We start from the raw sequence: 23,823 nt of genomic DNA on the forward strand, positions 1-23,823 counted from the left end.
CTACGACCCAGCTCCGTGCACCAGATTGAGCACCCGCCGTGCGTAAGCAAGTACTTCCGCCGGATCGGACACGGCCGTGGCATAATTAGCATTAGTATCGTGGTGAAACTTGCCGGCATATCGATTAAGTACCCTAAGCTCATCTAGCAAAGGTTGCGCGTATACCAGTGCACTGGGCGGCTGCGCACTTGAAATTTGATCGATTGCTTGCCCAAGCATAAGATCCGCGGAGATCTTGCCAGGATAACGCCGATGTAAATATCCTTCTAGCACAAGCCTTAAGGACGTGGCGACTGCTCGGTGATCAGAGGACGCACCTAAAACATATTCATCGACAGTCCGGTAATTTGTGTAGTACGGCGATTCGCATTCCCTATCAACGTCGAACGGCCCGAAATTCGAGTAGTCATCCTCGGCACGCGCGATCTCGAATGTAGACATGCCCTCGTCGGCGCGAGACCGCGCCAGGGCCGATTTGAGGTCACGAAGGAATAACGCATCGTGCGCCAAGACAATCAGCTGATTACTCTTCGCTGCAAGCTCTACTAGGACCTCAATAGTGTAACTGCGCCGCGACCTGTCGAGGCTGCTTACAGGATCATCAACAACCACTACTTTCGTCGCGAGATCCGGGTCGGCGAGCGTCGAGGCGACGAAGAAAGCGAATGCCATGGTCCGCTTGTCTCCCTCGCTAAGAGCCGTAGCGAAGGACGGTAACCCGCCGGCTAGTTTGATAGACGCTCCACGCAATGTTATGCCGTAGTCCGTTCGCGGCGCACTACCCATGTAGTTGGTGCGGATTTCGTCAATTGCAAAAAATGCACCCAAATTTGCCAAATGACTATTAATATTCGCCCTATATGCGGTAAGAGTGCGTGTCATTAGATCAGTGAGCGCAGCCCGCGCTGCTTTTTTCGACTGTTCAGCGTTTTTTAGATCTGCTTCCGCGAGTTCCAAATCCGCTATCAGCTCCTTAACTGCTGGCGAAAAGCGCTTTTCGATCAGCTCAAGCTTGTCCAGCTCCGCTTGAATCAAGGTGAGATCTTCGCTCTTCAGCCTCTCTTTAAAGAGGAGGATATCCGCATTGGCGGCCTCGACGAGTTCATTAAATTCGGTGAAGAGCTGAAGGTACTGCCCCCATAGCCTTTCGACTTCGATAAGATCATCGGCGGCACCCATAACATCTGTTAGTGCAACCTCCTTGCGAGCAAAGAGACGCGATAATATCTCCGCAGCAGATTCCAAGGAAGCGACTGCCAGCTCGTCACGATCGTCCCCGGGTGACGAGAGCTGCACATAAGGCTTCCACTGCTCTATGAGGGCACTGTTGCCATCCCGGACGCTTCTTAGGGTTTCATACTCCGCACCCCGCCCGAGGCGAGCTACTAGCGCGATAGCCGCGTCAACGTCCTGGCGCAACTTACGAAAGTCCTCATTGAAGTGGCTTTTATACATCTTAATGAGGTCGACGCCCTCTGTCGATTGGCCACAGTATGGGCATAGAGATGCATTGTCGTACTGTTGTCCATCACTTAGCCAACGGGAAAGTGAGGCATCGCCAACCACTGCAACGTGGGCTTGTACTGCTACTTCCGCATCCGCGTGTATATCTTCCAATGACCGATCGAGCAGGTCGAAGAATGTAGTCATGTCGACACTGGGCAACCCTACGGGTGAAAGCACCTTTTGCTGCTGAAGAAGCTCTACTCGGCCGGCTGCGCGAAGACGCTCTGTTGTTAGCGCTTTCTGAGCCTCCAAATCCTCCACAGGACGCAGGCGCCGGAACACGACAACCTTGGTTCCTGCTGCATGCACCTGTAGCTGAGACGTCAGGGCTTTAATGCGGCTCGACGCCGCTTGCTGGGCTGTGGTTGATGCTTCCTCGGCCGAGCGTGCTTGCACAGCAGAGTCACCTAGAGCAAAATCGAGTAAGTTCTTCCGGTGGTCCGCAGTAACTTCAGCACCTGAGTGCACATTCGATGAGACGAACTCCGAATCGTACACCAGCACTTCGGGGCGCTTCTCGGTCCAAGCTCCGTGCTCATACGTCACGGGATGGCCGCTGTCGAATTGAAGAGCCACCATGGGGCTATTCGTCGCGTCGACAGTCACTCGCTCTTCGATATCACGCCCACCGCCTTTGGCTAGCGATCGCAATATACTCGCAAGGGTCGACTTTCCCCGACCGTTTCCGGCATAAATTAATGTGCGCTTCTCCAGCTTCGTGCTGCCGCCTCGTGCATCATGAAGTAGTCCGATACCTTGAATCTTTACAATGCGCTTTAGCATGTTTGCACCTCTAGCTTATTAGAGTGACGGCTTGTTAGGCGTACGTTACGCGTTGTAGCGCAGTACGGCCACCCCTACTTCGGGGCGCCTAAATCCTGATCGCATCAAACGGATTCAAGACAAAAGGGGGCATATCAGCGCAAGCCCAATCAACATCACGCGGTGCTCCTTTCGGCGGTTCCAAAGTAGTAAGCGCAATTTTATCCCAGGCTGCACCGGGCGTGACGGAAGTGTCGAAGAATATACGTTCTTCCCGGTGACCTCGACAAGCGCAATAGTATTGCCGCAGTAACCCGAGTTGGATTTGCAGAATACTCAGGCTGCTCCGCATGCTGGGACGGTGAGGTGGGGACTAGTCATGGGAGGACGAAGCAAGCCCATTCGGGACACGCCGTCGCTAGTAGCGGAAGTTGACCGATGGCCGCCTAGCGGATCGCGCTGCTCACCTCCGCCAGCAACGACGCCATCCCCGCCTCCGCCGTCGCCGCATCCCCATCCCGGATCGCGAAAGCCACCTGCTCGTGGGTGTCCAGCGCATGCGGACGCGGCGTCCGCGGCATCAGGCCCTGGTGCGTGCGACCGCTGAGGACCTCCGTGATCACCTCGCGGAGGGCGCAGAACATGTCGTTGCCGCTGGCCTCGAGGATCAGGTGGTGGAACTCGATGTCCACCGCGAGGAAGTCGACGAGGGCGCCGGCCTCGCCGAGGCGGCGGAGATCCACCGCGAGTTCGGCGATGCGCGTGCGCTGGGCAGCAGTGGCATTGCGCGCGGCGAGTGACGCCGCGACCGGCTCGACCGCGCGGCGCAGCTGGGTGAGGGAGCGGAACTGGTCCGAGCGGCCGGGGCCGGTGAGGCGCCACCGGATGATGCGCGGGTCGTAGACGTTCCATCGATCCGGGCCCTGCACCACGAGGCCCACGCGGCGCTTGGGCACGATCAGCGCCATCGCCTCGAGCACGCGCACGCAGTCGCGCACCACCGTGCGGGAGACGCCGAAGCGCTGCTGGAGGTCCTCGATGGTGAGGCGGGTTCCTTCGGCGAGACGGCCGTCGACGATGTCGCGACCGAGCTCCTCGATGATCCGCGTCGCCAGCACCGTGGCGGCGGGGACCGCGGCGGCGGGTGCCGAGGGTGGGACTGACCGCGTCGTCATGGACCTCTCCGGATGCGCGTCGGCCGGTCGGCCGCCTCGATGAGCTTAGGTCGCCGTCTCCGGGTGAGAGCCACGGCGCTCCCCAATGGTGTTACCTTTGGCCGGACGGCGGCCGACGACACGGCACCGCCCGCGTCGACGAAGGAGTCAGCATGGCCGCACAGCCCCGCCACGTCGTGGTGATGGGGATCTCCGGATCCGGCAAGACCACGATCGCCACCGCCCTCGCCGAGCGGCTCGGCTGGACCTTCGCGGAGGCGGACGAGTTCCACCCCGAGGCGAACATCGCGAAGATGTCCGCCGGCACGCCCCTCACCGACGACGACCGCTGGCCGTGGCTCGAGGCCATGCGCGACTGGATGGGCGGCGAGGCCCGCGCCGGCCGCAGCACCGTCGTCACCTGCTCCGCCCTCAAGCGCTCCTACCGCGACCTGCTCGACGGCGCCGACGGCGACGTGCGCTTCGTGCACCTCTCCGGCGACCCCGAGCTGATCCGCGAGCGCATGAAGACCCGCAGCGGCCACTTCATGCCGGCCTCGCTGCTGCCGTCGCAGATCAGCACGCTCGAACCGCTCGACGCCGGCGAGCGCGGCCTGACGCTCGAGAACACCGGCACGCCCGGCGAGGTCACGAGCCGCATCGTCGACGAGCTCGGTCTCGTCGCGAGCTGACGCGCCCGCCGCCCGCATACCCCCGACACCGCAACTGCACGGTTCATCAACGGAGAGAACATGACCATCGAAGACTGGACGCAGACCCTCACCGCGGGTCCGCTCCTCCTGATCGCGGCCGGCGCCATCGCCGTGCTGCTGCTCCTGATCATCACGTTCCGCGTCCACGCGTTCGTGGCGCTGATCCTCGTGAGCCTCCTCACGGCGTTCGCCACCGGGATCCCGACCTCGCAGATCGTGACCGTGCTCGTCGGCAGCTTCGGCTCCACGCTCGGCACCGTCGCTCTGCTCGTGGGACTCGGCGCGATGCTCGGGCGCCTGGTCGAGACCAGCGGCGGCGCGAAGACGTTGGCCGACACCCTGATCCGGATCTTCGGCGAGAAGCGCGCCCCGTTCGCGCTCGGGGTCGCGTCGCTGATCTTCGGCTTCCCGATCTTCTTCGACGCCGGGCTCGTCGTGATGCTGCCCATCGTGTTCTCGGTGGCCCGTCGCCTCGGTGGCGGCGTGCTCCGCTACGGCCTCCCCGCGGCCGGCGCCTTCTCGGTCATGCACATCTTCGTGCCGCCGCACCCCGGTCCCGTCGCGGCCAGCGAGTTCTTCGGCGCGAACGTCGGCATCGTGATCATCGTCGGCCTCGTCGCCGCGATCCCCACCTGGTACGTCACCGCCTACCTCTACGGGCTCTGGGTCGGCAAGAAGTTCGTGCTGCCGATCCCGTCGCTCATGGGCGAGGCCGACGCGCACGCCGAGTCGAACCCGCCGAGGTTCGGCACCGTCGTCGCCGTGCTGCTGCTCCCGCTCCTCCTCATCTTCATGAACACCGGCCTCAACGCGGCCTCGACCGACGGGATCCTGCCCGAGGGCACGAGCGACCAGGCCTGGTACCAGGTGCTCCGCACCATCGGCGAGACGCCCGTCGCGCTCCTCATCGCGCTGCTGTTCGCGGCGTTCGTGCTCGGCCGTCGCCGGGGGATCGACAAGACCGCGCTCGAGAAGACGCTCGAGTCGGCGCTCGGCCCGGTCTGCTCGGTGATCCTCATCACCGGCGCCGGCGGCATGTTCGGCGGCGTCCTCCGCACCAGCGGCATCGGCGACGCCCTCGCCGACGTGCTGGGCGACCTCGGCATCCCGATCATCCTGGCCGGGTTCCTCATCGCCGCGATCCTCCGCATCGCGCAAGGTTCCGCGACCGTCGCGCTCACCACAGCCGCGGGCCTCGTCTCCCCGGCGATCCTCGCGGGCGACTACAACGCCTTCCAAGTCGCGGCGCTCGTCGTCGCGGTGGCCGGTGGATCCGTGGTCGCTAGCCACGTGAACGACTCCGGCTTCTGGCTCGTCGGCCGCTTCTTCGAGATGGACGTGAAGACGACCCTCAAGACGTGGACCGTGATGGAGACCACCATCGGCGTGATGGGCTTCGCGATCGCGACGGCGGTGTTCGGGGTGGCGTCGCTGGTGTGACCGGCCAGCGCGGGATCCGCGTCAGCTGCCGAGCCGGCTGACGCGGACGGCATCGTCCTCGAGCACGAACAGGAGGGTCGTGCCCACGGGGAACGCCTCGCGGAGGATCTCGGGCGAATCGGCCGTGACGTTCATCGGGACGGAGGCCTTTGCCGGTCCGGCCCCGCACGAGTACACGCCCACACCGCTGGACGCATCTTGATCCGTGGGGATCACGGAAAGGCAGTCGTCGGTGAGCTGGAGCTCCGACTCATCGCCAGGTAGCCTCGCCAGGTCGAGCCCGAGGTACTCCGCGGTCAGCACCGTGCCGTTGTCGGCGACGGAGGCCCCGCTGCCTGCGTCGAGCGGGAGGACGGCGACCGTCTCATGGGGAACGCGGGTGATCCAGGTCGTCGTCGCGGCCGTGCCGGCGATGACGAGGACCAGCGCGACCGCCGCCGTGACACCTCTCCTCCGCGAGGTGCTGGCGAGGATCGTCCAGGCACGCCGCCGGAGCCGCGCGGTCGCCCGCTCGGGGACCGTAGCCGACGACGGCTCGGATGCGGGCTCGGGCCGTCGCTCGGGTTCCGGAGGGGAAGCGATGGCAGCGCTCAACGGGGCAGCCGCGTCGTGGGCCGGGCGCGTGCCCGCACCGGCGAGCTCGGCCAGGCGGGCGTGCGCCTCGGGATCATGCTCCAGGTCGGGGAGCGGCCCGTAGACGCGGCGGCGTAGCTCGCTGAGCTCGTGACGCCGCGCCTGCGCGTCGGCAGCGGGGTCGGCATCCATCCCCGCATCGTGTCACGGCGCTCGTCGCCTCCGGGTCACCGCAACGGCGCGGTCGGCTCCGGGCGTCACGTCGGAGCCCCTGGAAAGAGAGCCGCCCGGTCGCTACCGTCGTGAGGGCCGATCAGCGCGCACGTCCGAGTCAGCGCGCACGTCCGAGTCCGATCGAGAGGAGACAGGAACATGAAATTGGGGGATCAGGTCTCGGCCCTCCTGCTCAGCCGTCCTGTAGGGCGGTGCGCCCCATGAGCCGCTGGATCCGGGCCCTCGCGCCGCTCCTGATGGCCGTGCTCGCAGTTGTGACCTTCCTCACGATCGATCGCATCCTCGGGATGCTCCTCATCGTGGCCGCGCTGGCGGTCGCATTCCTCTCCGGCCGGGCCGTGCTCGGGCGGGTGCCGGGGCGACCCGCGGACGACATCGATCCGCAGGAGGTGCGCGCCTACCGCGAGAGCCACCCCGGCAGCTCCATCGGCGATGCGGTGTCAGCGCTGAGCCGCGAACGCCGCTGACGTTGCACGACGCGTGCGGTCCGCCGCGAGCTGCGCGCCCTTCGCGGAGGAGTGCGTGCTGGCGAATGCCCATCCGCGCGGGAGACGTCCTCGAGGATCAGCGTGCGCGCGTCGGGCAGTCCGTCGAGGTCGAGCGTCGGGGCGGATCCGGTCAGCGAGGGCTGGGCGCGGAGCCAGCGGGCGACGTCGTCGGAGGTCACGGCTCCGGTCCCGCGGGCGCGGGCGGGGGCGGGGGCGGGGGCGCGACGCTTCAGCCCGCGTCCTCACGGTCCTGCGTCAGAGGAGGCGGTGGTCGTCCGCCGAGGTGGTCTCCGCGGCCGTCCGCTCCCGCGCCGCACGCGCGACGCGCACGCCCGTGAGCGTCGTGGCCACGGCGAACGCGATCCCGAGGGCGAGAGCGAGCATGACGGCGACGGAATCGGTGAGCATCTCCTGCCGACGCAGGCCCAGCACCACGAGGAGGAGCACGATGCTCGCCACCGCCGCCGTCGACGAGCGCTTGGTCGTGGTCATTCCGATCATCGGATCATCCCCTGTTCATCGACGGTCGGAGCAATGATAGCGCCCATTTCCGCGCCTTGACTCCACGCCGCCGACCGTGGAATGCTGACGCCGGTCCGAACAGGATAGGAATGCGCGGGGCGAATACGGGCTCCGGCATTCATCACCATTTGGGGGAATCATGAAGGACAATTCGACGAGCCGCGGCATGCGGTTCTTCACGGGCGCCGCGGCTGCCGCGCTCGCGCTCACGGGACTGGCCGTCCTGCACACCGCGACCGCCGCTCCGGCGAGCGCATACGTGTGCGGGTACAGCGTCGAGAACGAGGACTACAAGTCGCTCTGGTCCGTCGACCTGCCGATCGTCGGCACGGTGGATCCGTTCGGCGGCACACGCCAGGTGGGGCACTACGGCAACTGCAGCACGGGCAAGCAGCGCATCTCGGTGAGCACCGCATCCGGGAAGAAGTCCTAATGCGTGAAGCCCGGGGACACGAGGCTCGGCTTCACCCAGAACGGCAGCAAGGTGTCCGGGGCCGTCAAGACCGGGACCTGCTGACACCCGTGGGCACGATGAGGAAGCTCGCGGCCTCGACCCTGCTGGCCTGCATGCTGGTCGGCGGATCGCTTGTCGCCGCAGCTCCCGCCCAGGCGGCGACACCGTGCGGGTTCTACCCGATCACCACCGGCAACCTCGGTGGCGGCGAGGACGGCCGATATGAGAAGGCCACGTACAACAACTGCAAGTCCACGCCGGTCAAGATCACCGTCCGGTACTACTACGCGAATCGCACGATGTGCGTCTCGCCCGGCGCGACGACGCTCTACGCGAATCCCGCGCTCGGGGCTCTCGTGGGCGCGTCGTGGACGAAGAAGTACTGCTGATCGGAGAATCACCGGACGTCATTTCCCGGTATTGAGGAAATAGGGCCGCGGTGGGATGTCGATCCTGCTGGAGCCCTATTCTCGTGGCCGCGCGGACGGCGCATCCGGGCCTGCCGGCTGGCACGTGGGGCACCACCACGCCCGCCGCCCGCGCTCACTCGTGCTGCCCGGATCGTCGACGCCGATCACCGACGTCCCGCAGCGCAGGCACGGCCGGTTCGCGCGGCCGACCACCCAGTGCGTGCGCCCGCGGCGGGGATCGCCCGTCGTGATCTGGTACGCGGCCGGCACCGTCGCCGAGTGGCGGAGGGAGCGGGCGGCGAGGTCGACGAGCGGGGGAAGGTCCACGTCGCGGACGCGCGTCGCCGGGTGCACGCCGCGCAGGAAGCCGACCTCGTTGACCCAGAGGTTGCCGAGGCCCGACATGGGGCGCTGGTCGAGGAGGGCGGCACGGATCGTCTCGTCGGGGCGGGCCGCGAGGCGGGTCACGGCGAGCGCCGGATCCCAGTCGTCACGCAGCGGGTCCGGGCCGAGGTGGCCGATGGCCGCGCGCTCGTCGCGGGTGGGGATCAGCTCGACCACCGGCAGGTCGATGCCCCAGAGCGTGCGCCCGTCGTCGAGGCGGAGGCGCACGCGCACCTGGTGCTGGATCCGCTGCGGCACGCGCTTGCCCGCGCCGGTGACCGTCCACGAGCCCTGCATGCGCAGGTGCGTGTGGAGGGTGGTCGCGTCGTCGAGCCGCATGAGCAGGTGCTTGCCGTGCGTGTCGAACCCGGTGATGCGCCTGCCGCCGAGCCGCGCGCCCGCCCGCGCGCCGGACCGCAGCTCCCCGTCGGCGATCAGCGCCCCGCCGACCTGAGCGCGGAGGCGTGCCGCGAGGACGTAGACGGAGTCACCCTCGGGCACGGGTCGACGGTAGCGGGGGCCGCCGACAGGGGGTCAGGCGTCGGATGGCGAGGGCGTCGCCGCGTCCTCCTGGTCCTCCACCGGCCCTCCCGCCCTGGCGAGCCCTCGGGTCTGCTCGGCGAAGCGCTTCACGAAGCGCTGCTGCCGGATGATGAGCGGCAGCATCGCCACGAGGAAGACCGCCATGACCACGAGCAGCACGAGCAGGAACGTGTCGAGCCCACCCCGCGCGATGGTCGGGACGAAGATCCCGACGAAGATCAGCGCGGTCTGCGCCAGGAGGAAGGGCTGCGAGACGCGCATCACCGCGGCGACCCGGGCGGCACGCCACTCGAGGTCCGGCGAGAGCGTGTCGGCCTTGCCGGTGACGCGGCGGTTGATGGCCTTGCGATCCGCCATGTCGAGCCCGCGGACGATCGGACTCACCGCGAGCTGCGCGGGGAAGGCGACGGCGATGCAGGCGATCGCGGCGGCCGTGAAGGAGAGCTGGACGACGAAGGTCCACGTCTCGGTGGGTCCGTCGTCATCGGTCAGCGCCAGCACGACCGCGAGGACGCTGCTGACCGCGAGCGCCACGACGAAGGTGACGACGACGACGCGGATCTTGCGGCGGATCACCTCGGGCGTCCAGCCTAGGTCCGGTGAGTCCGGGAGGCCCGACTCCGCGCGTGCCCGCTCGCGCTCGTCCAGGGTCGCGCCTGCTCGGGCACCGAGGATCCAGCTGGCCGTCGCCACGCCGAGGATGCCGAGCAGGGCACCCGCCACGACGATGGGCGCGACGCCCGCCGCGACCGCGGAGGCGACGTGCACCACCGTGACGAGGGCCGTGATGCCCGCGATGACGATGAGTCGCACAGGACGACGACCGGTGGCTCCCGCGATCCGGGCCGACGGGCTCTGCACGACGACGAGCCCGATGGACATCGCGAAGCTCAGCGCGATGACGCCGGTCGTCATCTGCGTCACTAGGAGGGAGATCGGCGGCTCGTCCGGCACGTCGACGAACCGGGTGAACATCCCCGCGAAGAGCAGCACGAAGGTGCCCGCCCCGAGGAGGGCGAGCACGGTGACGAGCAGCGCGTTCCCCGGCCTTGATGCGTTCGCGCCGGATGGTGCCTGGTCCGTGCCACGTCCGCTCATCCTCCGAACGTATCGGCCGGACGCCACCCGGACGTCTGCCCGCTGGCCCCCGTTCGCGCCCCGCCGCCCCTCCCCACGTGAACTCCCGCTGGATCCTCCGCGCATCCCCGCGCGCCCGCCGCCACCGCACGAGCGACGGGCCACACTCGACCCACGAACCCGAAGCCCGTCCCGACTGCCGCGCGCCACCGCGGCGAAGGAGCCCACCCATGAAGATCACCGGCCGCACCGTCCTCATCACCGGCAGCACCTCGGGCATCGGCCGCGGGCTCGCCGAGCGGTTCCACGCCGCGGGCAACCGCGTCGTCATCGCGGGCCGCCGCCGGGAGCTGCTCGACGAGATCACCGCGCAGCACGACGGCATGGCCTCGGTCGTGCTCGACGTCGCCGACCCCGCATCCATCACGGCCGCGCGCGACGAGCTCGCCGCCAGCCACCCCGACCTCGATGTCGTCATCACCACGGCCGGCATCATGCAGGCCGAGGACCTCCGGGATCCCGCGCACCAGGCCACCGCCGAGGCCGTCGTCACCACGAACCTCCTCGGCACCATCCGCACGATCGACGCGTTCCTGCCCGGTCTCCTCGCGAGCGACGAGGCCACCCTGATGACCGTGTCGTCGGGCCTCGCGTTCGTCCCGCTCCCCGCGACGCCCACCTACTCCGCCACCAAGGCCGCCGTGCACTCGTACACGCAGAGCCTCCGCGCGCAGCTCGAGGGCACGTCCGTCGAGGTGATCGAGCTGGTGCCGCCCAAGGTGCAGACCGCGCTCATGCCCGGCCAGGCCGAGGCGGCCGACGCCATGCCGCTCGAGGACTTCCTCGACGAGGTGATGGGGATCCTCCAGGCGCGCCCGGAGGACGACGAGATCCTCGTGCAGGACGTGCACGGCCTCCGCTTCGCCGAGCGCGACTGCCGCCACGACGAGATGCTCGCCCTCCTCAGCGGGCGGTAGCGGCCGGCACCGGCGGCACGCGGCACGCGGCACGCCGCGCTTCAGCTGCTCTGCCGCACCACCAGCGTCGTCGGCATGAGGGTCAGCGGTTCCACCGTCTCCCCGTCCACCAGCCGCACCAGCACCTCGGCCATCTTCTGCCCCAGCTTCTGGTTGGGCTGGCGCACCGTCGTGAGCGCCGGCACGGCGGACCTCGCGAAGTAGTCGTCGTCGAAGCCCACCACCGCCACGTCCTCGGGCACGCGCAACCCGTGCTCGCGCAGCTCCGCGTAGACGCCCGCGGCCATCTGGTCGCTCGCGGCGAACACCCCGTCGATGGGCTCGCCGCGCGCGAGGAGCGTGCTTATCGCGTCGGCGCCGGACGCGGGCGAGAAGTCGCCGTACGCGACGAGCGTGGGATCCAGCCCCGCCCCGGTCATCGCCTCGCGGAATCCGCGCAGCCGGTCGATCCCCGCCGGCATGTCCTGGCGGCCCGCCACCGACGCGATGCGCGTCCGCCCCCGCGCGATGAGGTGCTCGGTCGCGAGCCTGGCGGCGCCGACGTTGTCGACGTCGACCGTGGGCGCATCGCGGTCGTCGTCCCGCAGAGGCCGGCCGGCGAACACCACCGGCAGCCGGTGCCGCAGGCCGCTGAACGTGGCGTCGCCCGAGTGGTGCGAGACCACCAGCACCCCGTCGACGTTGCCGCCGAGCAGGAACCGCCGGGTCTTCTCGGCCTGCGCGGGCGAGGAGATGAGGAGCGTGAGCGTGTACTCGGTGGCCGCCAGGTGCGTCATCGCGCCCTGGATCAGCGCAGAGAAGAACGGATCCGCGAACACCCGCGCCGTCTGCTCCGGCATCACGAGCGCGAGCGCGTTCGTTCGGCGTCCGGCGAGCGAGCGGGCCGCGCGGTTGGGCACGTACTGGAGCTCCGCGATGGCCGCGTTGACCGCGGCGACGGCTCCGGGCGCGACCCGGTCGGATCCGTTCACCACCCGCGAGACCGTCGCCCGGCTCACGCCCGCGAGCCTCCCGACCATCTCGAGGGTGGGTGAGCCCTGCTCGGCGTTGGCGGCCACGGTCCCCCTCATGTCGGTGCTCGTCGGATCAGGCGCGGCGTGGATCAGGTCGAGTGTACGGCCGGGCACTCGCGCCGCCCCGACCGGTCGCGATCCCCGCGCCGGCCGCGACGGCGGGGTCGCGGCATAGGCTCGCGGCATGTCGACGACGATGCCGCCCTCGCCCGAGTCCACCACCGCAGGCGACGGCGACGCGCAGGACGACACCCGCCCCATCCGCTTCGGCGTGATCGGCGCCGCCGGCATCGCGACGTCGGTCGTCCCCGACCTGCTGCGCGTCCCCGGCATCGAGGTCGTGGCCGTGCACTCCCGCACCCGCGCGAGCTCCGAGGCGCTGGCCGAGGAGCACGGCATCGCGCGGATCCACGACACCCTCGACGCGCTCCTCGCCGACCCCGAGGTGGACGCCGTCTACGTCGCCACCCCGCACACCCTCCACCGGTCGCAGGCCGAGGCCGCCCTCCGCGCCGGCAAGCACGTCGTCTGCGAGAAGCCCGCCACCACCACGGCCGAGGACACCCGCGCCCTCGTCGACCTCGCCCGGGCCGAGGGGCTGCTCTTCCTCGAGGCGCTCTGGATGGCGTTCTCCCCCGGCTACCTCGCCGTCCGCCAGGCGATCGCGGACGGCCGCGTCGGGGATCCGCGCGCCATCTCCGTCGCGTTCGGCTTCGTCACCGACGGGAAGGGCCGCCTCTGGGACCCGGAGGTCGGCGGCGGCACGCTGCTCGACATGGGCGTCTACCCGCTCGCCTTCGCGCACGGCCTGTTCGGCGCCCCGTCGTCCGTCTCCGCGGTCGGCACGGTGATCGAGGGCGGCGTCGACACCGAGGTCGCGATCCTGCTCGGCTGGCCCGACGGCCGCCACGCCACCCTCGCCTGCTCGCTCGTCGCGGCGCTCCCCACCGGCGCGACCGTCAGCGGCACGGCCGGCCGCATCGAGGTGGATCCGCTGTTCCTCGCCTCCCGCGCGCTCACGATCGTGCCCGCCGACGGGGATCCGGAACGGCAGGAGCACGCGATCGAGGGCCGCGGCTACGTGCCCATGTTCCGGGCGGCGAGGGACACGATCCGGGCGGGCGCCGTCGAGTGCGCCCAGATGCCGCACGCGGAGTCGATCGCCCTCGCGGAGCTGATGGACGGGATCCTCGCGGACATCGGCGCCCGCTGACAGGCGCCCGATGCGCACGTCCGGGGAGCCGTCATCCGCCGGTCGTTAGGGTCGATGGCGAGGCACGCGCCTCGCCCTGCGGCACGTCGACGGAGACGATCCGATCCGGAACGACCCCGAAGGAGAACACCATGACGCACGTCCTCGTGCTCGTCGGGAGCCTGCGCTCAGGCTCCACCAACCAGCAGATCGCCGAGGCGGCGGTGCGCCACGCCCCCGACGGCGTGACCCTCGACATCCACGCCGGCCTCGACCGGCTGCCCTTCTACAACGAGGACATCGACGTCGAGGGATCCGTGCCCGACGCCGCCGTGGCCTTCCGCGACGCGATCGCCGCGGCCGACGCGCTCCTCGTGGTCACCCCCGAGTACAACGGCACGATGCCCGCGGTGCTGAAGAACGCCATCGACTGGGCGTCTCGCCCCTTCGGCGCCTCCGCCCTGGCGGGGAAGCCGACCGCCGTGATCGGCAGCGCCTTCGGCCAGTACGGCGGCGTGTGGGCGCAGGACGAGGCCCGCAAGTCGCTCGGCATCGCCGGCGCCCACGTGCTCGACGACGTCAAGATGGCCGTCCCCGAGTCGGTGGTCCGCTTCGCCGAGCGCCACCCGGCGGACGACGCCGAGGTCGTGGCGCAGCTCCGCGAGGTGCTCGACGCCGTGCGCACCTCGGCGACCGCCGCCTGAGCCGACCCACCGACCGGGCAGCACGCCTGGCACGACGACGGCCGCGCCCCCATGGGGACGCGGCCGTCGTCGTGCCGGCCCGGAGGCTACGGCTTCAGCACCACCTTGATGCAGCCGTCCTCCTTCTTCTGGAAGATCTCGTACATGTGCGCGGCCTCGCTGAGCGGCACGGAGTGCGTGACGAGGTCCATGACGCCGAGCGGGTCGGACGGGTCCTCGACGAGGGGCAGCAGGTCCTGGATCCAGTACTGGACGTTGCACTGGCCCATGCGGATCGCGATCTGCTTGTCGAAGAGCGACTTCATGGGCAGCGGGTCGGCCTCGCCGCCGTAGACGCCGGAGATGGAGACGGTGCCGCCGCGGCGGACCGCATCGAACGCCGTGTGCAGGGCCGCGAGGCGGTCGACGCTCGCGACGTCCATGACCTTCTTCGCTATGCCGTCGGGCAGCAGGCCCGCGGCCTTCTCGGCGAACGAGGCGACGGGGCTGCCGTGCGCCTCCATGCCGACGGCCTCGACCATGGCGTCCGGCCCGCGGCCGTCCACCATCTCGCGCAGCTTGTCGGCGACGTCGTCGGTGAGGTCGAGGGTCTCGACGCCGTGGCGCTCGGCCATGGCACGGCGCTCGGCGACGGGATCCACCGCGATGACGCGGTAGCCGAGGTGCCTGCCGATGCGGGCCGCGAACTGGCCGACGGGGCCGAGGCCCATGACGCCGAGCGTGCCGCCCTCGGGCACGTTCGCGTACTGCACGCCCTGCCAGGCGGTGGGGAGGATGTCGCTGAGGAAGAGGTAGCGCTCGTCGGGGAGCTCGGAGTTCACGACGATCGCGTTGACGTCGGCGAGCGGCATGCGGAGGCGCTCGGCCTGGCCGCCGGGGACGGATCCGTACATCTCGCTGAAGCCGTACAGCGCGGCGCCGCTGCCCTGCGCCCGCACCTGCGTGGTCTCGCACTGCGTGAAGAGGCCCTTGTCGCACATGAAGCAGTCGTGGCACGCGATGACGAAGGGGACGACGACGCGGTCGCCGACCTTGAGCTTCGTGACGGCGCTGCCGACCTGCTCGACGACGCCCATGTTCTCGTGCCCGAGCACGTCGTCCTTCTCCAGGAACGGGCCGAAGACCTCGTAGAGGTGGAGGTCGGATCCGCAGATCGCGGTCGACGTGATGCGGATCACCGCGTCGGTGTCCTGCTCGATCACGGGGTCGGCGACCTCCTTGACCTCGACGTCGTGGGTGCCCTGCCAGGTGAGTGCCTTCATGGTGCTCCTTCGTTCTCGGGCGCGGATCCTCGTGGGACGCGCGCTCATCCACACAACGCCCTCGCGGGCTGTCCGCCAAGCGAAGGTCGGAAGTCGTCCAGGGAACCGGGACGCCCGGGCGCGGCGGGAGGAGCGCGGAGCGCGCCGAGCGCACGGGGGCCAGGGCCGCTCAGACGATCCGCCCCGGGGAGTCGGTCGTCCACGACACGACCGGACCGGGGCGGATCTGGAGGGCCGGTGATGACGGTCCGGACTGCATAGGAGGACTCTCGACAACCCTCAAGCGCCCGAGCCCGCGACGGCCCCGTGCCCACAGTGTGCTCCCCATGCGAGGAAATGCCCAGCCCCCGTCGTGACTCGCGGCGGACGCGCGGGAACGACGGGGCTCAGACGTCCCAGCCGTGCGCGCGCTGCACCTCGCGGAGCGCCCGGGCGGCATCGCGCTCGGCGTACGGGAGGCGGTCCCAGTGGATGCCCGTCGCGGAGATCCAGCCGAGCTCGGCGAGCGCGACCGCGAGGTCCTCGATGTAGAGGGCGATGGCGTCGTCGTCACCTCGGATCGCGTCTCCGGTGATGGACCAGCCGTAGTAGCCGGCCAGGAAGCGGGCCTGCTCGGTGGGGCTGCGGCGGGGACCCTGCGGGCGCGGAGGGAGGGACTCGCTCGCGGAGGACTGGACCAGATCACCCATGTCGTCGGTGCCGGTGTCCTGCATCGCGTCCCTCTCATCGGGTGACGCGCCCGCGTGACCCGATCCCACGATGCCAGCCGTCGCGGATCCGCCCGAATGGGAGCCAGGGGGTTGACACGAGGACGGGAGCCCGGCTAGCCGAGGGTGCCGGGACCGATGCCGTCGCGCGGGGTCAGCGCGCGTCGTCGCGCGGCTCGTCCTCCGGGGGCTCACGCATGATGAGCAGGCCGCCGGGGCTGTTCGCCGTGGTCATGAGGGCGTCCACCCACTTGCGGTTGATGGGCGGCACGCGACTGCCGTGGTACTTGAACACCAGCGGCAGGGAGTTGTGCATCCAGATGGTGGTGCGTCCGTCGCCCACCTCCACGTCGTCGCGCCAGGAGAAGTAGAAGTTCTCCCCGCGGCGCAGCTTCGCGCCGATGACGAGCTGCAGGTGAGCGAGAAGGCGGTCATCGAACTCCGCCGTCAGCGTCGAGTCGTACTTGAACGTCCCCATGATCGATCCCGTGTTCCCCTCATGAGCTCTCGCGCCCCGCGCCGAGGAGATGGGGGCCAGAGAGCGGCGCTGAGCTTCGGCCGTGCCCACCCACTATGCCAGCGTTGCCGGGTCGCATCGCCTCGTCCGGCAGGCGGATCGGCATGTGGTAATGGGCGGCCCCCCGGGAGGAGCCGACGCGAGGGGCGGATCCCGCCGCCCCCGACGCGCCCGAGAGAACGCGCCCGGCGCCTGTCACGGGGGTAGGCGCTCGCCGCCCGTGCGGCGGACGGTCGATGGGAAGCCGCGGTCGCTCCGGACCGCGGCGCCGACGACGAGGAGAGACCCCTCCATGTTCTTCCACAAGCAGGAGCTGCAGCACAGCGCCACCCCCGACAAGCCCGACCCCATCTACGCCCGCCACCTCCAGGAGGTGCTCGGCGGCCAGTACGGCGAGATCTCCGTGGCCATGCAGTACGGCTTCCAGGCCTGGAACTCGAAGCTCCCCGGCAAGTACCGCGACATGCTCTACGGCATCGGCGCGGAGGAGTTCGGCCACGTCGAGATGCTGGCCATCATGATCGCCAAGCTGCTCGAGACGGCGCCGGTCGAGGCGACCGAGGACGCGATGAAGGACCCCACCCTCGCGGCCGTCATCGGCGGCGGGGACGTCCAGCACGCCATCGTCGCGGGTGCCGGCGCGCGCCCCGTCGACAGCAACGGCAACCCGTGGCAGGGATCCTTCATCACCGCGAGCGGCAACCTCCTCGCCGACTTCCACGCCAACGCCAACGCGGAGATGCAGGGCCGCCTCCAGGTCGCCCGGCTGTACCACATGACCGACGACGCGGGCGTGAAGGACCTCCTCTCCTTCCTGCTCGCGCGGGACACGATGCACCAGAACCAGTGGGTCGCGGCGATCGCCGAGCTCCAGGCAGAGGGCACGGAGGACCTCCCCGTGCCGAGCGACTTCCCCATCGAGCTCGAGGACCGGGACGTCTCGTACCAGTACCTCAACTTCTCGGACGGCCCGGCGGCAGCCGAGGGGACGTGGGCCTCCGGACCCGCACCCGACGGCAAGGGCACGTTCACGTACCACGACGGTCCGACCTCCTCGGTGCCGATGCCCGCGCCGCCCCTCGGCAACCCGCTCCTCCACGGCACGATCCCGCCGAAGGACGGGGGCCTGCTGAAGAAGGCCGCGAGCGCCGTGAAGGACGCCGTCACGCCCGAGTGATCCGCGACGCGCGGCCGGGCGGCCGGCCCTGCTCGGGGCCGGCCGCCCGGCCGTGCAGGCAGACCCACGTCCACCGGGACGCGGGACACGACCCGACCCGACCCGACAGGACCGCATGATCCGCACCGGAATCCCACCCCATCCCGCCTCGCCCGTGCTCGCGCGCGACGTGGCACCGGGGGTCCACCTGCTCTCCCACGCTCACGTGAACCTGATCCTCATCGACGACGACGACGACGGGGTCACCCTCGTCGACACCGCATTCCCGGACACCTGGCCGCACCTGCTCACGGCCCTCCGCGCGATCGGCCGCACGCCCGACGACGTGCGTGCCGTGGTGCTCACGCACGGGCACTTCGACCACGTCGGATCCGCCGCACGGGCCGCCCGCCAGCTCGGCGTCCCGGTGCACGTGCACCCGGGCGACGCGTACATCGCCCGGCACCCGTACTCCCACCGCCGCGAGCGCACGCCGTTCGCGTACCCGCTCCGCCACGGCCGCGCGATCCCCGTGGTCGCCGCCATGGCCGCCGCGGGCGCGCTGCGCGTCGAGGGCGTCGACGCCGTGGCCGACCTCGCGGCCGGACCGCTCGACGTGCCCGGCCGGCCCGTCGTCATCCCGACCCCGGGCCACACCGACGGCCACGTCGCGCTGCACCTGCCGGACCGCGACGCGCTCATCACGGGCGACGCGCTCGTGACGCTGGATCCGTACACGGGTCGCACCGGCTGCCGCATCGTCGCGGGTGCCGCCACCGCGGACAGCGGGCGAGCCCTCCGGTCGCTCGCCGCGCTGGAGGAGATCGACGCGCGCATCGTGCTGCCCGGGCACGGCGCGCCCTGGACCAACGGGATCCGCGCCGCCGTCGCCGCGGCCCGCGCCGTGGGCCCGTCGTGACCGGCCTCACCGAGCTGTGGCTGGTGCGCCACGGTGAGAGCACGGCCAACGTCGCCGCGGGCCGGGCCGACCGGGACGGCGCCGAGGTGATCGGGGTGGAGCACCGGGATCCGGACGTGCCGCTCTCCGACGTCGGCAAGGCCCAGGCGCGCGCGCTCGGTCGCTGGCTCGCGAGCCGGTCCGACGTGCCGACGGTCATGTGGTCGTCCCACTACCTGCGGGCCAGGAGCACGGCGGCGGTCGCGCTGGCCGAGGCGGGCATCGACGCGGACGTCCGGCCCGACGAACGGCTTCGCGACCGCGAGCTGGGGATCCTCGACCTCCTCACCTCCCGCGGCGTCGCCGCACGGCACCCCGACGAGGACGACCGTCGCCGCTGGCTCGGCAAGCTGTCGTACCGGCCGCCCGGCGGGGAGTCCTGGGCCGATGTGGCGCTGCGCGTCCGCTCGTTCCTGCAGGATCCCGAGGTCGCGGCCGCTGACGGCCGCGCCCTGATCACCACGCACGACGCCGTGGTGATGCTCTTCCTGTACGTCGGCCTCGGGCTCACGGAGGCCGAGCTGCTCGCGTTCCGGGCGCAGCACACCGTGGCGAACGCGTCCGTCACGATCCTCGAGCCGTCCGCCCGACGCGGCCCGTGGACCCTCCGCGCCTTCTCCGCGACGGAGCACCTCGACGGGCACGGCGCCCCCGTCACCCAGCACGGAGGAGAGCCCGATGACCGACGGCGATGACGACGACGCACGCACCGACGCACGCACCGACGCGCCCGCGGACGTGGTGACGCCGGCCGCGCTGCGCGACTGGGCGCTGCCCGCGGCGACCGGATCGAAGTACGGGCGCGGCCAGGTCGTGGTCGTCGGCGGAGCTCTCCGCTCGCCTGGCGCGGCGATGATCTCCGGCCTCGCCGCGCTGCGCGTCGGCGCCGGGCGGCTCACGCTCGCGGTGGGTGCATCGGTCGCGACCGAGGTCGCCGTCGCGGTGCCGGAGAGCGGCGTCGTGCCGCTCGAGGAGACGGCCGCCGGTCGGGTGCGCGGCGCCGGGATCCGCGCCGCTCAGGACGACATCGCCTCCGCCGACGCCGTCCTCCTCGGCCCCGGGCTCGACGACGCGGACGAGGCCGAGCGCATGGTGCGCCTGCTCGCGATGCTCGTCCCCGACGACGCCGTCGTCGTGCTCGACGCCTTCGCGCTGGGGGTGCTCCCCGCGTGCCGCGAGTGGGCCGCGCACCTCGCCGGGCGGCTCGTGCTCACGCCGAACTCGTCGGAGGCCGAGCGGCTGCTGGGGCGGGAGGCCGGCGACGACGCCGTGGACGACGCCCGCGAGATCGCCCGGTCCTACGGCGCGGTCGTCTCCGTGGGTGGGGTGGTCGCCGCCCATGACGGCCGGGCCTGGACGATCGGCGCGGGCGGCAGCGGGCTCGGCACATCCGGATCCGGCGACGTGCTCGGCGGCGCGGTGGCCGGCCTCTGCGCCCGGGGAGCGGATCCGGCCCATGCGGCGGTCTGGGCGACCCACGCGCACGCCGCGGCCGGGGACCGCCTGGCCGTGCAGGTGGGACCGCTCGGCTACCTCGCGAGAGAGCTGCTGCTCGAGCTCCCGCGCGTCCTGGTCGAGCTGGAGGCCTGAGTCGTCCTCCCGAGCTGGTCCCGTCGCGCGTCCCCTGAGGATCCCCACCGGGCCCGGTCGTCGCGCGCCGACGGTCGTAGGGTCGGAACATGACTGATTCGACGTACACCGCACAGCTGGTCGGCCCCGATGGCACGGAGGAGACCGAGGTCGAGTTCCTCAACGGCGAGCCCGTGAGGAGCTTCGTCCGCGCCACCTCGCTCAGCGAGGAGGAGGTCGTGTGGGAGCTCGACGCCGAGGCGGACGGCTACGTCTACCGTCCCGCCGGCATCCCGGGCGCCGACTACTCCTGATCCGCGGGGCCGTCGCGCTCCGCTAGCTCCAGACGATCGGCAGGCAGCAGAGGACGCTGACCGCGAGCGCGCCGAGCGACGCGAGCGTCCAGGGGCGGACGGGCTGGGCGAATAGCCCGACCCTCCCGGTGCCGTGGACGCGGATCCCCTTCACGGCGCCGATCACCTGGAGCACGATCCCCAGGGCCAGGGCCGCGAGGGCCACGTACAGGAGCGCGGTGGTCGTGCCGTCGGAGATCACGCATCGACGCTACCGGCGCGGAGCGTCGGCGGCTGACCCCCGTCCGGCCGGGCCGATCCGCACCCCCGCCGTAGGATCGAGGTCCCGCACGACGTGAGGAATCCCGCATGAGCACCAGCCCGTCCACGCCCGCGACCGACACGGCCGCGATCGCCCGCATCATCGACCACACGCTCCTGAAGCCCGAGGCCACGCGCGACGAGGTCGCCGCGCTCGTCGCCGAGGCCGTCGAGCTCGGCACCTACTCCGTGTGCGTCTCGCCCTCGATGCTCCCGCTCTATCTGCCCGCGGGATCCGACCTCAAGGTCGCGGTGGTCTGCGGCTTCCCGAGCGGCAAGCACCACAGCGAGGTCAAGGCCGCCGAGGCCGCGCTCTCCATCCGCCAGGGCGCCGACGAGGTCGACATGGTGATCGACGTGGGCGCCGCCCGCGAGGGCCGCTTCGCCGACGTCGAGGCCGACATCCGCGCCGTGCGCGAGGCAGTGCCCGCGCCCGCCGTGCTCAAGGTGATCATCGAGTCGGCCGCGCTCGACGACGACCAGATCGTCGCCGTCTGTCAGGCGGCCGTCGCCGCCGGGGCCGACTTCGTCAAGACCTCCACGGGCTTCCACCCCACCGGCGGCGCGACCGTCCACGCGGTCGAGCTGATGAGCCGCACGGTCGACGGCAAGGCGGGCGTCAAGGCGTCCGGCGGGATCCGCACCTACGAGACCGCAGTGCAGATGATCGAGGCGGGGGCCACGCGCCTCGGCGTCTCGGGCAGCGCGGTCGTGCTGGCGGGTCCGGTGCAGACGCCCGAGAACGGCGCGCTCGGATCGAGCGGCTACTGATGCCGATCGACCGCCGCGCGCACCTCGCGGACCTCGGCCGCTTCATCCAGGCCTCCCCCTCCTCCTTCCACGCGGCCGAGGAGGGTGCCCGCCGCCTCGAGGCCGCCGGCTTCGCCCGCCTCGACGAGCGCGATGCCTGGCGCACCGGCGCCGGGCGACGGTTCATCGTCCGCGACGGCGCGCTGCTCGCGTGGATCCAGCCGGCCGGCGCGCACGCCACCACGCCCTTCCGCGTGCTCGGCGCCCACACCGACTCCCCCGGCTTCACGCTGAAGCCGAAGCCGACCATCGGATCCGACGGCTGGCTGCAGGCCGGCGTCGAGGTCTACGGCGGCCCGCTCCTCAACTCCTGGCTCGACCGCGACCTCGAGCTCGCCGGGCGCCTCGTGATGCGCGACGGATCCCGACACCTCGTCCGCACCGGCCCGCTCCTACGCTTCCCGCAGCTCGCCGTGCACCTCGACCGCGGCGTCAACACCGACGGCCTGCGACTGGATCCGCAGCGCCACATGTCCCCGATCCTCGGCACGGGCTCCCCCGCCGACGCCGACGTGCTCGGCCACTTGGCCGGCCTCGCGGGCGTGGCCGCCGACGACGTGCTCGGCTACGACGTGGGCGTCGCGGACACGCAGGCGCCCGGATCCCTCGGCCTCGACGGCGAGCTCTTCGCCGCCGGCCGCATGGACAACCTCAGCTCCGTGCACGCGGGCCTCGCCGCCCTGCTCGACCTCGCGGCCGCCGCGGACGAGGACCCGGACGCGCCCGTCGCGGTGCTCGCCGCCTTCGACCACGAGGAGGTCGGATCCGCGACGCCCTCGGGCGCCGCCGGCCCCATCCTCGAGGACGTGCTCGGCCGCGTCTCCGCCGGCCTCGGCGCCTCCTCGGAGGACCGCCGGCGGGCGTTCGCCTCCTCCTGGTGCCTCTCCGCCGACGCCGGCCACGCCGTGCACCCCAACTACCCCGACCGCCACGACCCGGCGAACCGGCCGGTTCCGAACGGCGGCCCGCTGCTGAAGATCAACGCGAACCAGCGCTACGCGACGGACGGCGTCGGTGCCCGCGAGTGGGCGCTGGCCTGCGAGCGCGCCGGCGTGCCGTACCAGGAGTTCGTGTCCAGCAACGCGGTGCCGTGCGGCTCGACCATCGGCCCGATCACGGCCACGCGCCTCGGGATCCGCACGGTCGACGTCGGGATCCCGCTGCTCTCGATGCACTCGGCCCGCGAGCTGTGCGGCGCCGACGACCCGGGGCACCTCGCCGCCGCGGCCGCGGCGTTCCTCCGCCCGGTCGGCTGACGCCGGACCGGGCGACGCACCCGAGCGACGCACCGCAGCGCACTGCACGACCGAGGGCCCGACGCGATCCGCGCCGGGCCCTCGGTCGTGCACCGGGGATCAGTCCCCGTACGGCTCCAGCAGCGCGCGCATCTTGGTGAGCTGGTCGCCCTGCGCCGCCGCCATCGCGCCCGCCAGCTCGAGCGCCTCGGTCGACGTGCCGAGCTGCGCCTCCCCGTCGGCCAGCTCTATCGCGGCCTGGTGCCGGGCGATCATCCCCTGCAGGAACAGCCGGCCGGCGTCCGTGCCGCTCGACGCCTTGAGCACCTGCAGCTCGGAATCGAACGCGGCGTCGCTCATCGCCTCGATGTCAGCCTCGGACGCGCCGCCGTCCGCCGAGCCGTCGGCGCTGCCGTCCTCGGATCCGCTGCTGGCCGACACCCCGCCGGCCTCGTCGCGGTCCTCGGTGCCGGTCGCGCCGGATCCGCCCTCCTCGCCCGACCACGCCTCGGCGAGCTGCGCGAGCGTCCTGGCCTGCGGGCCCTGCTCGTCGCGGATCTGCGCGGCCAGCTCCTGCGCACCCGGCGGCAGGTCGCGCACCTGCAGCGCGGCCACGGCGAGCTCGACGGATCCGGCGGCGTGGTCGCCCATCTCCTCGGCGAAGGAGAGGTCGGCGCGGTTCCAGCCCTGCGACTCCGTCTCGGACGGGGCCGCCGCGTCGGCGCTGGGGCTGGCTGCGTCCTCGGGCGTGCGCGGCGGCGTGGAGCAGCCGGCGAGCGCGGCGGCGATGACGAGGGCGGTCGTGGCGGCGGCGATGCGCTTGCGGTATCCCATGCGTCGATCCTCCTC

The 23,823-nt window shown here is 70.9% G+C and carries 27 protein-coding genes; 15 read left to right on the top strand and 12 right to left on the bottom strand.

Annotated elements, in window-relative coordinates; genetic code table 11:
• Together FGD68_RS01745 and FGD68_RS01750 are read right to left on the bottom strand one after the other, a co-directional pair.
• On the bottom strand, positions 1-2,289 hold the full coding sequence (locus FGD68_RS01745; protein WP_119372701.1) for an AAA family ATPase: 2,289 nt from the start codon (positions 2,287-2,289) through the stop codon (positions 1-3).
• 425 nt (positions 2,290-2,714) lie between these two features.
• On the bottom strand, positions 2,715-3,443 hold the full coding sequence (locus FGD68_RS01750; RefSeq protein WP_182480896.1) for a FadR/GntR family transcriptional regulator: 729 nt from the start codon (positions 3,441-3,443) through the stop codon (positions 2,715-2,717).
• Between the two features lie 152 nt (positions 3,444-3,595).
• Between FGD68_RS01750 and FGD68_RS01755 the strand changes: the two genes are divergently transcribed.
• Positions 3,596-4,114 (top strand): gluconokinase, encoded by a 519-nt coding sequence (locus tag FGD68_RS01755; protein ID WP_119372700.1) that lies wholly within the window; start codon positions 3,596-3,598, stop codon positions 4,112-4,114.
• A gap of 60 nt (positions 4,115-4,174) precedes the next feature.
• Positions 4,175-5,575: a GntP family permease gene (locus tag FGD68_RS01760; RefSeq protein ID WP_119372699.1), complete on the top strand. Its 1,401-nt coding sequence runs from the start codon at positions 4,175-4,177 to the stop codon at positions 5,573-5,575.
• A gap of 21 nt (positions 5,576-5,596) precedes the next feature.
• On the opposite strand, the gene FGD68_RS01765 is transcribed toward FGD68_RS01760, so the two are convergent.
• Positions 5,597-6,340, bottom strand: a complete 744-nt coding sequence (locus FGD68_RS01765; RefSeq protein ID WP_119372698.1) for a hypothetical protein — start codon at positions 6,338-6,340, stop codon at positions 5,597-5,599.
• Positions 6,341-6,582: 242 nt separating this feature from the next.
• Here FGD68_RS01765 and FGD68_RS01770 point away from each other — a divergent pair, with 242 nt between their 5' ends.
• A complete protein-coding gene (locus FGD68_RS01770) occupies positions 6,583-6,849 on the top strand; it encodes a hypothetical protein (protein ID WP_119372697.1) in 267 nt (88 codons plus the stop codon).
• 276 nt (positions 6,850-7,125) lie between these two features.
• Here FGD68_RS01770 and FGD68_RS01775 read toward each other — a convergent pair whose 3' ends face one another.
• Positions 7,126-7,362: a hypothetical protein gene (locus FGD68_RS01775; protein ID WP_119372672.1), complete on the bottom strand. Its 237-nt coding sequence runs from the start codon at positions 7,360-7,362 to the stop codon at positions 7,126-7,128.
• 169 nt (positions 7,363-7,531) lie between these two features.
• Between FGD68_RS01775 and FGD68_RS01780 the strand changes: the two genes are divergently transcribed.
• On the top strand, positions 7,532-7,825 hold the full coding sequence (locus tag FGD68_RS01780; RefSeq protein WP_147361622.1) for a hypothetical protein: 294 nt from the start codon (positions 7,532-7,534) through the stop codon (positions 7,823-7,825).
• 98 nt (positions 7,826-7,923) lie between these two features.
• Positions 7,924-8,235: a DUF6355 family natural product biosynthesis protein gene (locus FGD68_RS01785; RefSeq protein WP_146079863.1), complete on the top strand. Its 312-nt coding sequence runs from the start codon at positions 7,924-7,926 to the stop codon at positions 8,233-8,235.
• Between the two features lie 75 nt (positions 8,236-8,310).
• On the opposite strand, the gene FGD68_RS01790 is transcribed toward FGD68_RS01785, so the two are convergent.
• Together FGD68_RS01790 and FGD68_RS01795 are read right to left on the bottom strand one after the other, a co-directional pair.
• Entirely contained in the window at positions 8,311-9,141 is an 831-nt protein-coding gene (locus FGD68_RS01790; protein ID WP_119372670.1) for a DNA-formamidopyrimidine glycosylase family protein, read from the bottom strand.
• Positions 9,142-9,174: 33 nt separating this feature from the next.
• Entirely contained in the window at positions 9,175-10,281 is a 1,107-nt protein-coding gene (locus FGD68_RS01795) for a hypothetical protein (protein ID WP_119372669.1), read from the bottom strand.
• Positions 10,282-10,490: 209 nt separating this feature from the next.
• Here FGD68_RS01795 and FGD68_RS01800 point away from each other — a divergent pair, with 209 nt between their 5' ends.
• Complete coding sequence (locus FGD68_RS01800) at positions 10,491-11,237, top strand: SDR family oxidoreductase (protein ID WP_119372668.1); 747 nt, start codon at positions 10,491-10,493, stop codon at positions 11,235-11,237.
• Positions 11,238-11,278: 41 nt separating this feature from the next.
• On the opposite strand, the gene FGD68_RS01805 is transcribed toward FGD68_RS01800, so the two are convergent.
• On the bottom strand, positions 11,279-12,307 hold the full coding sequence (locus FGD68_RS01805) for a LacI family DNA-binding transcriptional regulator (RefSeq protein ID WP_119372667.1): 1,029 nt from the start codon (positions 12,305-12,307) through the stop codon (positions 11,279-11,281).
• A 127-nt stretch (positions 12,308-12,434) separates the two neighbouring features.
• Here FGD68_RS01805 and FGD68_RS01810 point away from each other — a divergent pair, with 127 nt between their 5' ends.
• Together FGD68_RS01810 and FGD68_RS01815 are read left to right on the top strand one after the other, a co-directional pair.
• Positions 12,435-13,463 (top strand): Gfo/Idh/MocA family protein, encoded by a 1,029-nt coding sequence (locus FGD68_RS01810; protein ID WP_119372666.1) that lies wholly within the window; start codon positions 12,435-12,437, stop codon positions 13,461-13,463.
• Positions 13,464-13,594: 131 nt separating this feature from the next.
• A complete protein-coding gene (locus FGD68_RS01815) occupies positions 13,595-14,146 on the top strand; it encodes an NAD(P)H-dependent oxidoreductase (RefSeq protein ID WP_104235171.1) in 552 nt (183 codons plus the stop codon).
• A gap of 86 nt (positions 14,147-14,232) precedes the next feature.
• Here the strand turns inward: FGD68_RS01815 and FGD68_RS01820 are convergent, their stop codons facing one another.
• The 3 genes from FGD68_RS01820 to FGD68_RS01830 form a co-directional block, all read right to left on the bottom strand.
• Positions 14,233-15,408, bottom strand: coding sequence for a zinc-dependent alcohol dehydrogenase (locus FGD68_RS01820; protein ID WP_119372665.1), 1,176 nt, complete (start codon positions 15,406-15,408; stop codon positions 14,233-14,235).
• 386 nt (positions 15,409-15,794) lie between these two features.
• The gene (locus FGD68_RS01825; RefSeq protein WP_119372664.1) at positions 15,795-16,121 is read right to left on the bottom strand and encodes a hypothetical protein; all 327 of its coding nucleotides are present in this window, start codon (positions 16,119-16,121) and stop codon (positions 15,795-15,797) included.
• Positions 16,122-16,269: 148 nt separating this feature from the next.
• The gene (locus FGD68_RS01830) at positions 16,270-16,593 is read right to left on the bottom strand and encodes a DUF7882 family protein (RefSeq protein ID WP_012039605.1); all 324 of its coding nucleotides are present in this window, start codon (positions 16,591-16,593) and stop codon (positions 16,270-16,272) included.
• A 331-nt stretch (positions 16,594-16,924) separates the two neighbouring features.
• Here FGD68_RS01830 and FGD68_RS01835 point away from each other — a divergent pair, with 331 nt between their 5' ends.
• The 5 genes from FGD68_RS01835 to FGD68_RS01855 all read left to right on the top strand — a co-directional run bounded on the left by FGD68_RS01835 (position 16,925) and on the right by FGD68_RS01855 (position 20,629).
• The gene (locus tag FGD68_RS01835; protein WP_119372663.1) at positions 16,925-17,809 is read left to right on the top strand and encodes a manganese catalase family protein; all 885 of its coding nucleotides are present in this window, start codon (positions 16,925-16,927) and stop codon (positions 17,807-17,809) included.
• 115 nt (positions 17,810-17,924) lie between these two features.
• Positions 17,925-18,707 (top strand): MBL fold metallo-hydrolase, encoded by a 783-nt coding sequence (locus FGD68_RS01840; protein WP_119372662.1) that lies wholly within the window; start codon positions 17,925-17,927, stop codon positions 18,705-18,707.
• A complete protein-coding gene (locus FGD68_RS01845) occupies positions 18,704-19,441 on the top strand; it encodes a histidine phosphatase family protein (RefSeq protein ID WP_119372661.1) in 738 nt (245 codons plus the stop codon). The genes FGD68_RS01840 and FGD68_RS01845 overlap by 4 nt, the downstream gene beginning before the upstream one ends.
• On the top strand, positions 19,425-20,336 hold the full coding sequence (locus tag FGD68_RS01850; RefSeq protein ID WP_237609706.1) for an NAD(P)H-hydrate dehydratase: 912 nt from the start codon (positions 19,425-19,427) through the stop codon (positions 20,334-20,336). The genes FGD68_RS01845 and FGD68_RS01850 overlap by 17 nt, the downstream gene beginning before the upstream one ends.
• Before the next feature lie 89 nt (positions 20,337-20,425).
• The gene (locus FGD68_RS01855) at positions 20,426-20,629 is read left to right on the top strand and encodes a hypothetical protein (protein WP_119373662.1); all 204 of its coding nucleotides are present in this window, start codon (positions 20,426-20,428) and stop codon (positions 20,627-20,629) included.
• A 22-nt stretch (positions 20,630-20,651) separates the two neighbouring features.
• On the opposite strand, the gene FGD68_RS01860 is transcribed toward FGD68_RS01855, so the two are convergent.
• Positions 20,652-20,870: a hypothetical protein gene (locus tag FGD68_RS01860; protein ID WP_119373661.1), complete on the bottom strand. Its 219-nt coding sequence runs from the start codon at positions 20,868-20,870 to the stop codon at positions 20,652-20,654.
• Positions 20,871-20,977: 107 nt separating this feature from the next.
• Here FGD68_RS01860 and deoC point away from each other — a divergent pair, with 107 nt between their 5' ends.
• Together deoC and FGD68_RS01870 are read left to right on the top strand one after the other, a co-directional pair.
• Entirely contained in the window at positions 20,978-21,700 is a 723-nt protein-coding gene (gene deoC / locus FGD68_RS01865; RefSeq protein ID WP_119373660.1) for a deoxyribose-phosphate aldolase, read from the top strand.
• Positions 21,700-22,995, top strand: coding sequence for a M18 family aminopeptidase (locus tag FGD68_RS01870; protein WP_119373659.1), 1,296 nt, complete (start codon positions 21,700-21,702; stop codon positions 22,993-22,995). Before deoC ends, FGD68_RS01870 begins: the two co-directional genes overlap by 1 nt.
• Before the next feature lie 99 nt (positions 22,996-23,094).
• Here FGD68_RS01870 and FGD68_RS01875 read toward each other — a convergent pair whose 3' ends face one another.
• A complete protein-coding gene (locus FGD68_RS01875) occupies positions 23,095-23,808 on the bottom strand; it encodes a DUF305 domain-containing protein (RefSeq protein WP_119373050.1) in 714 nt (237 codons plus the stop codon).
• Positions 23,809-23,823 lie beyond the last annotated feature (15 nt).

This window comes from Clavibacter californiensis, assembly GCF_021952865.1.
In the GTDB taxonomy this organism is placed as follows: domain Bacteria; phylum Actinomycetota; class Actinomycetes; order Actinomycetales; family Microbacteriaceae; genus Clavibacter; species Clavibacter californiensis.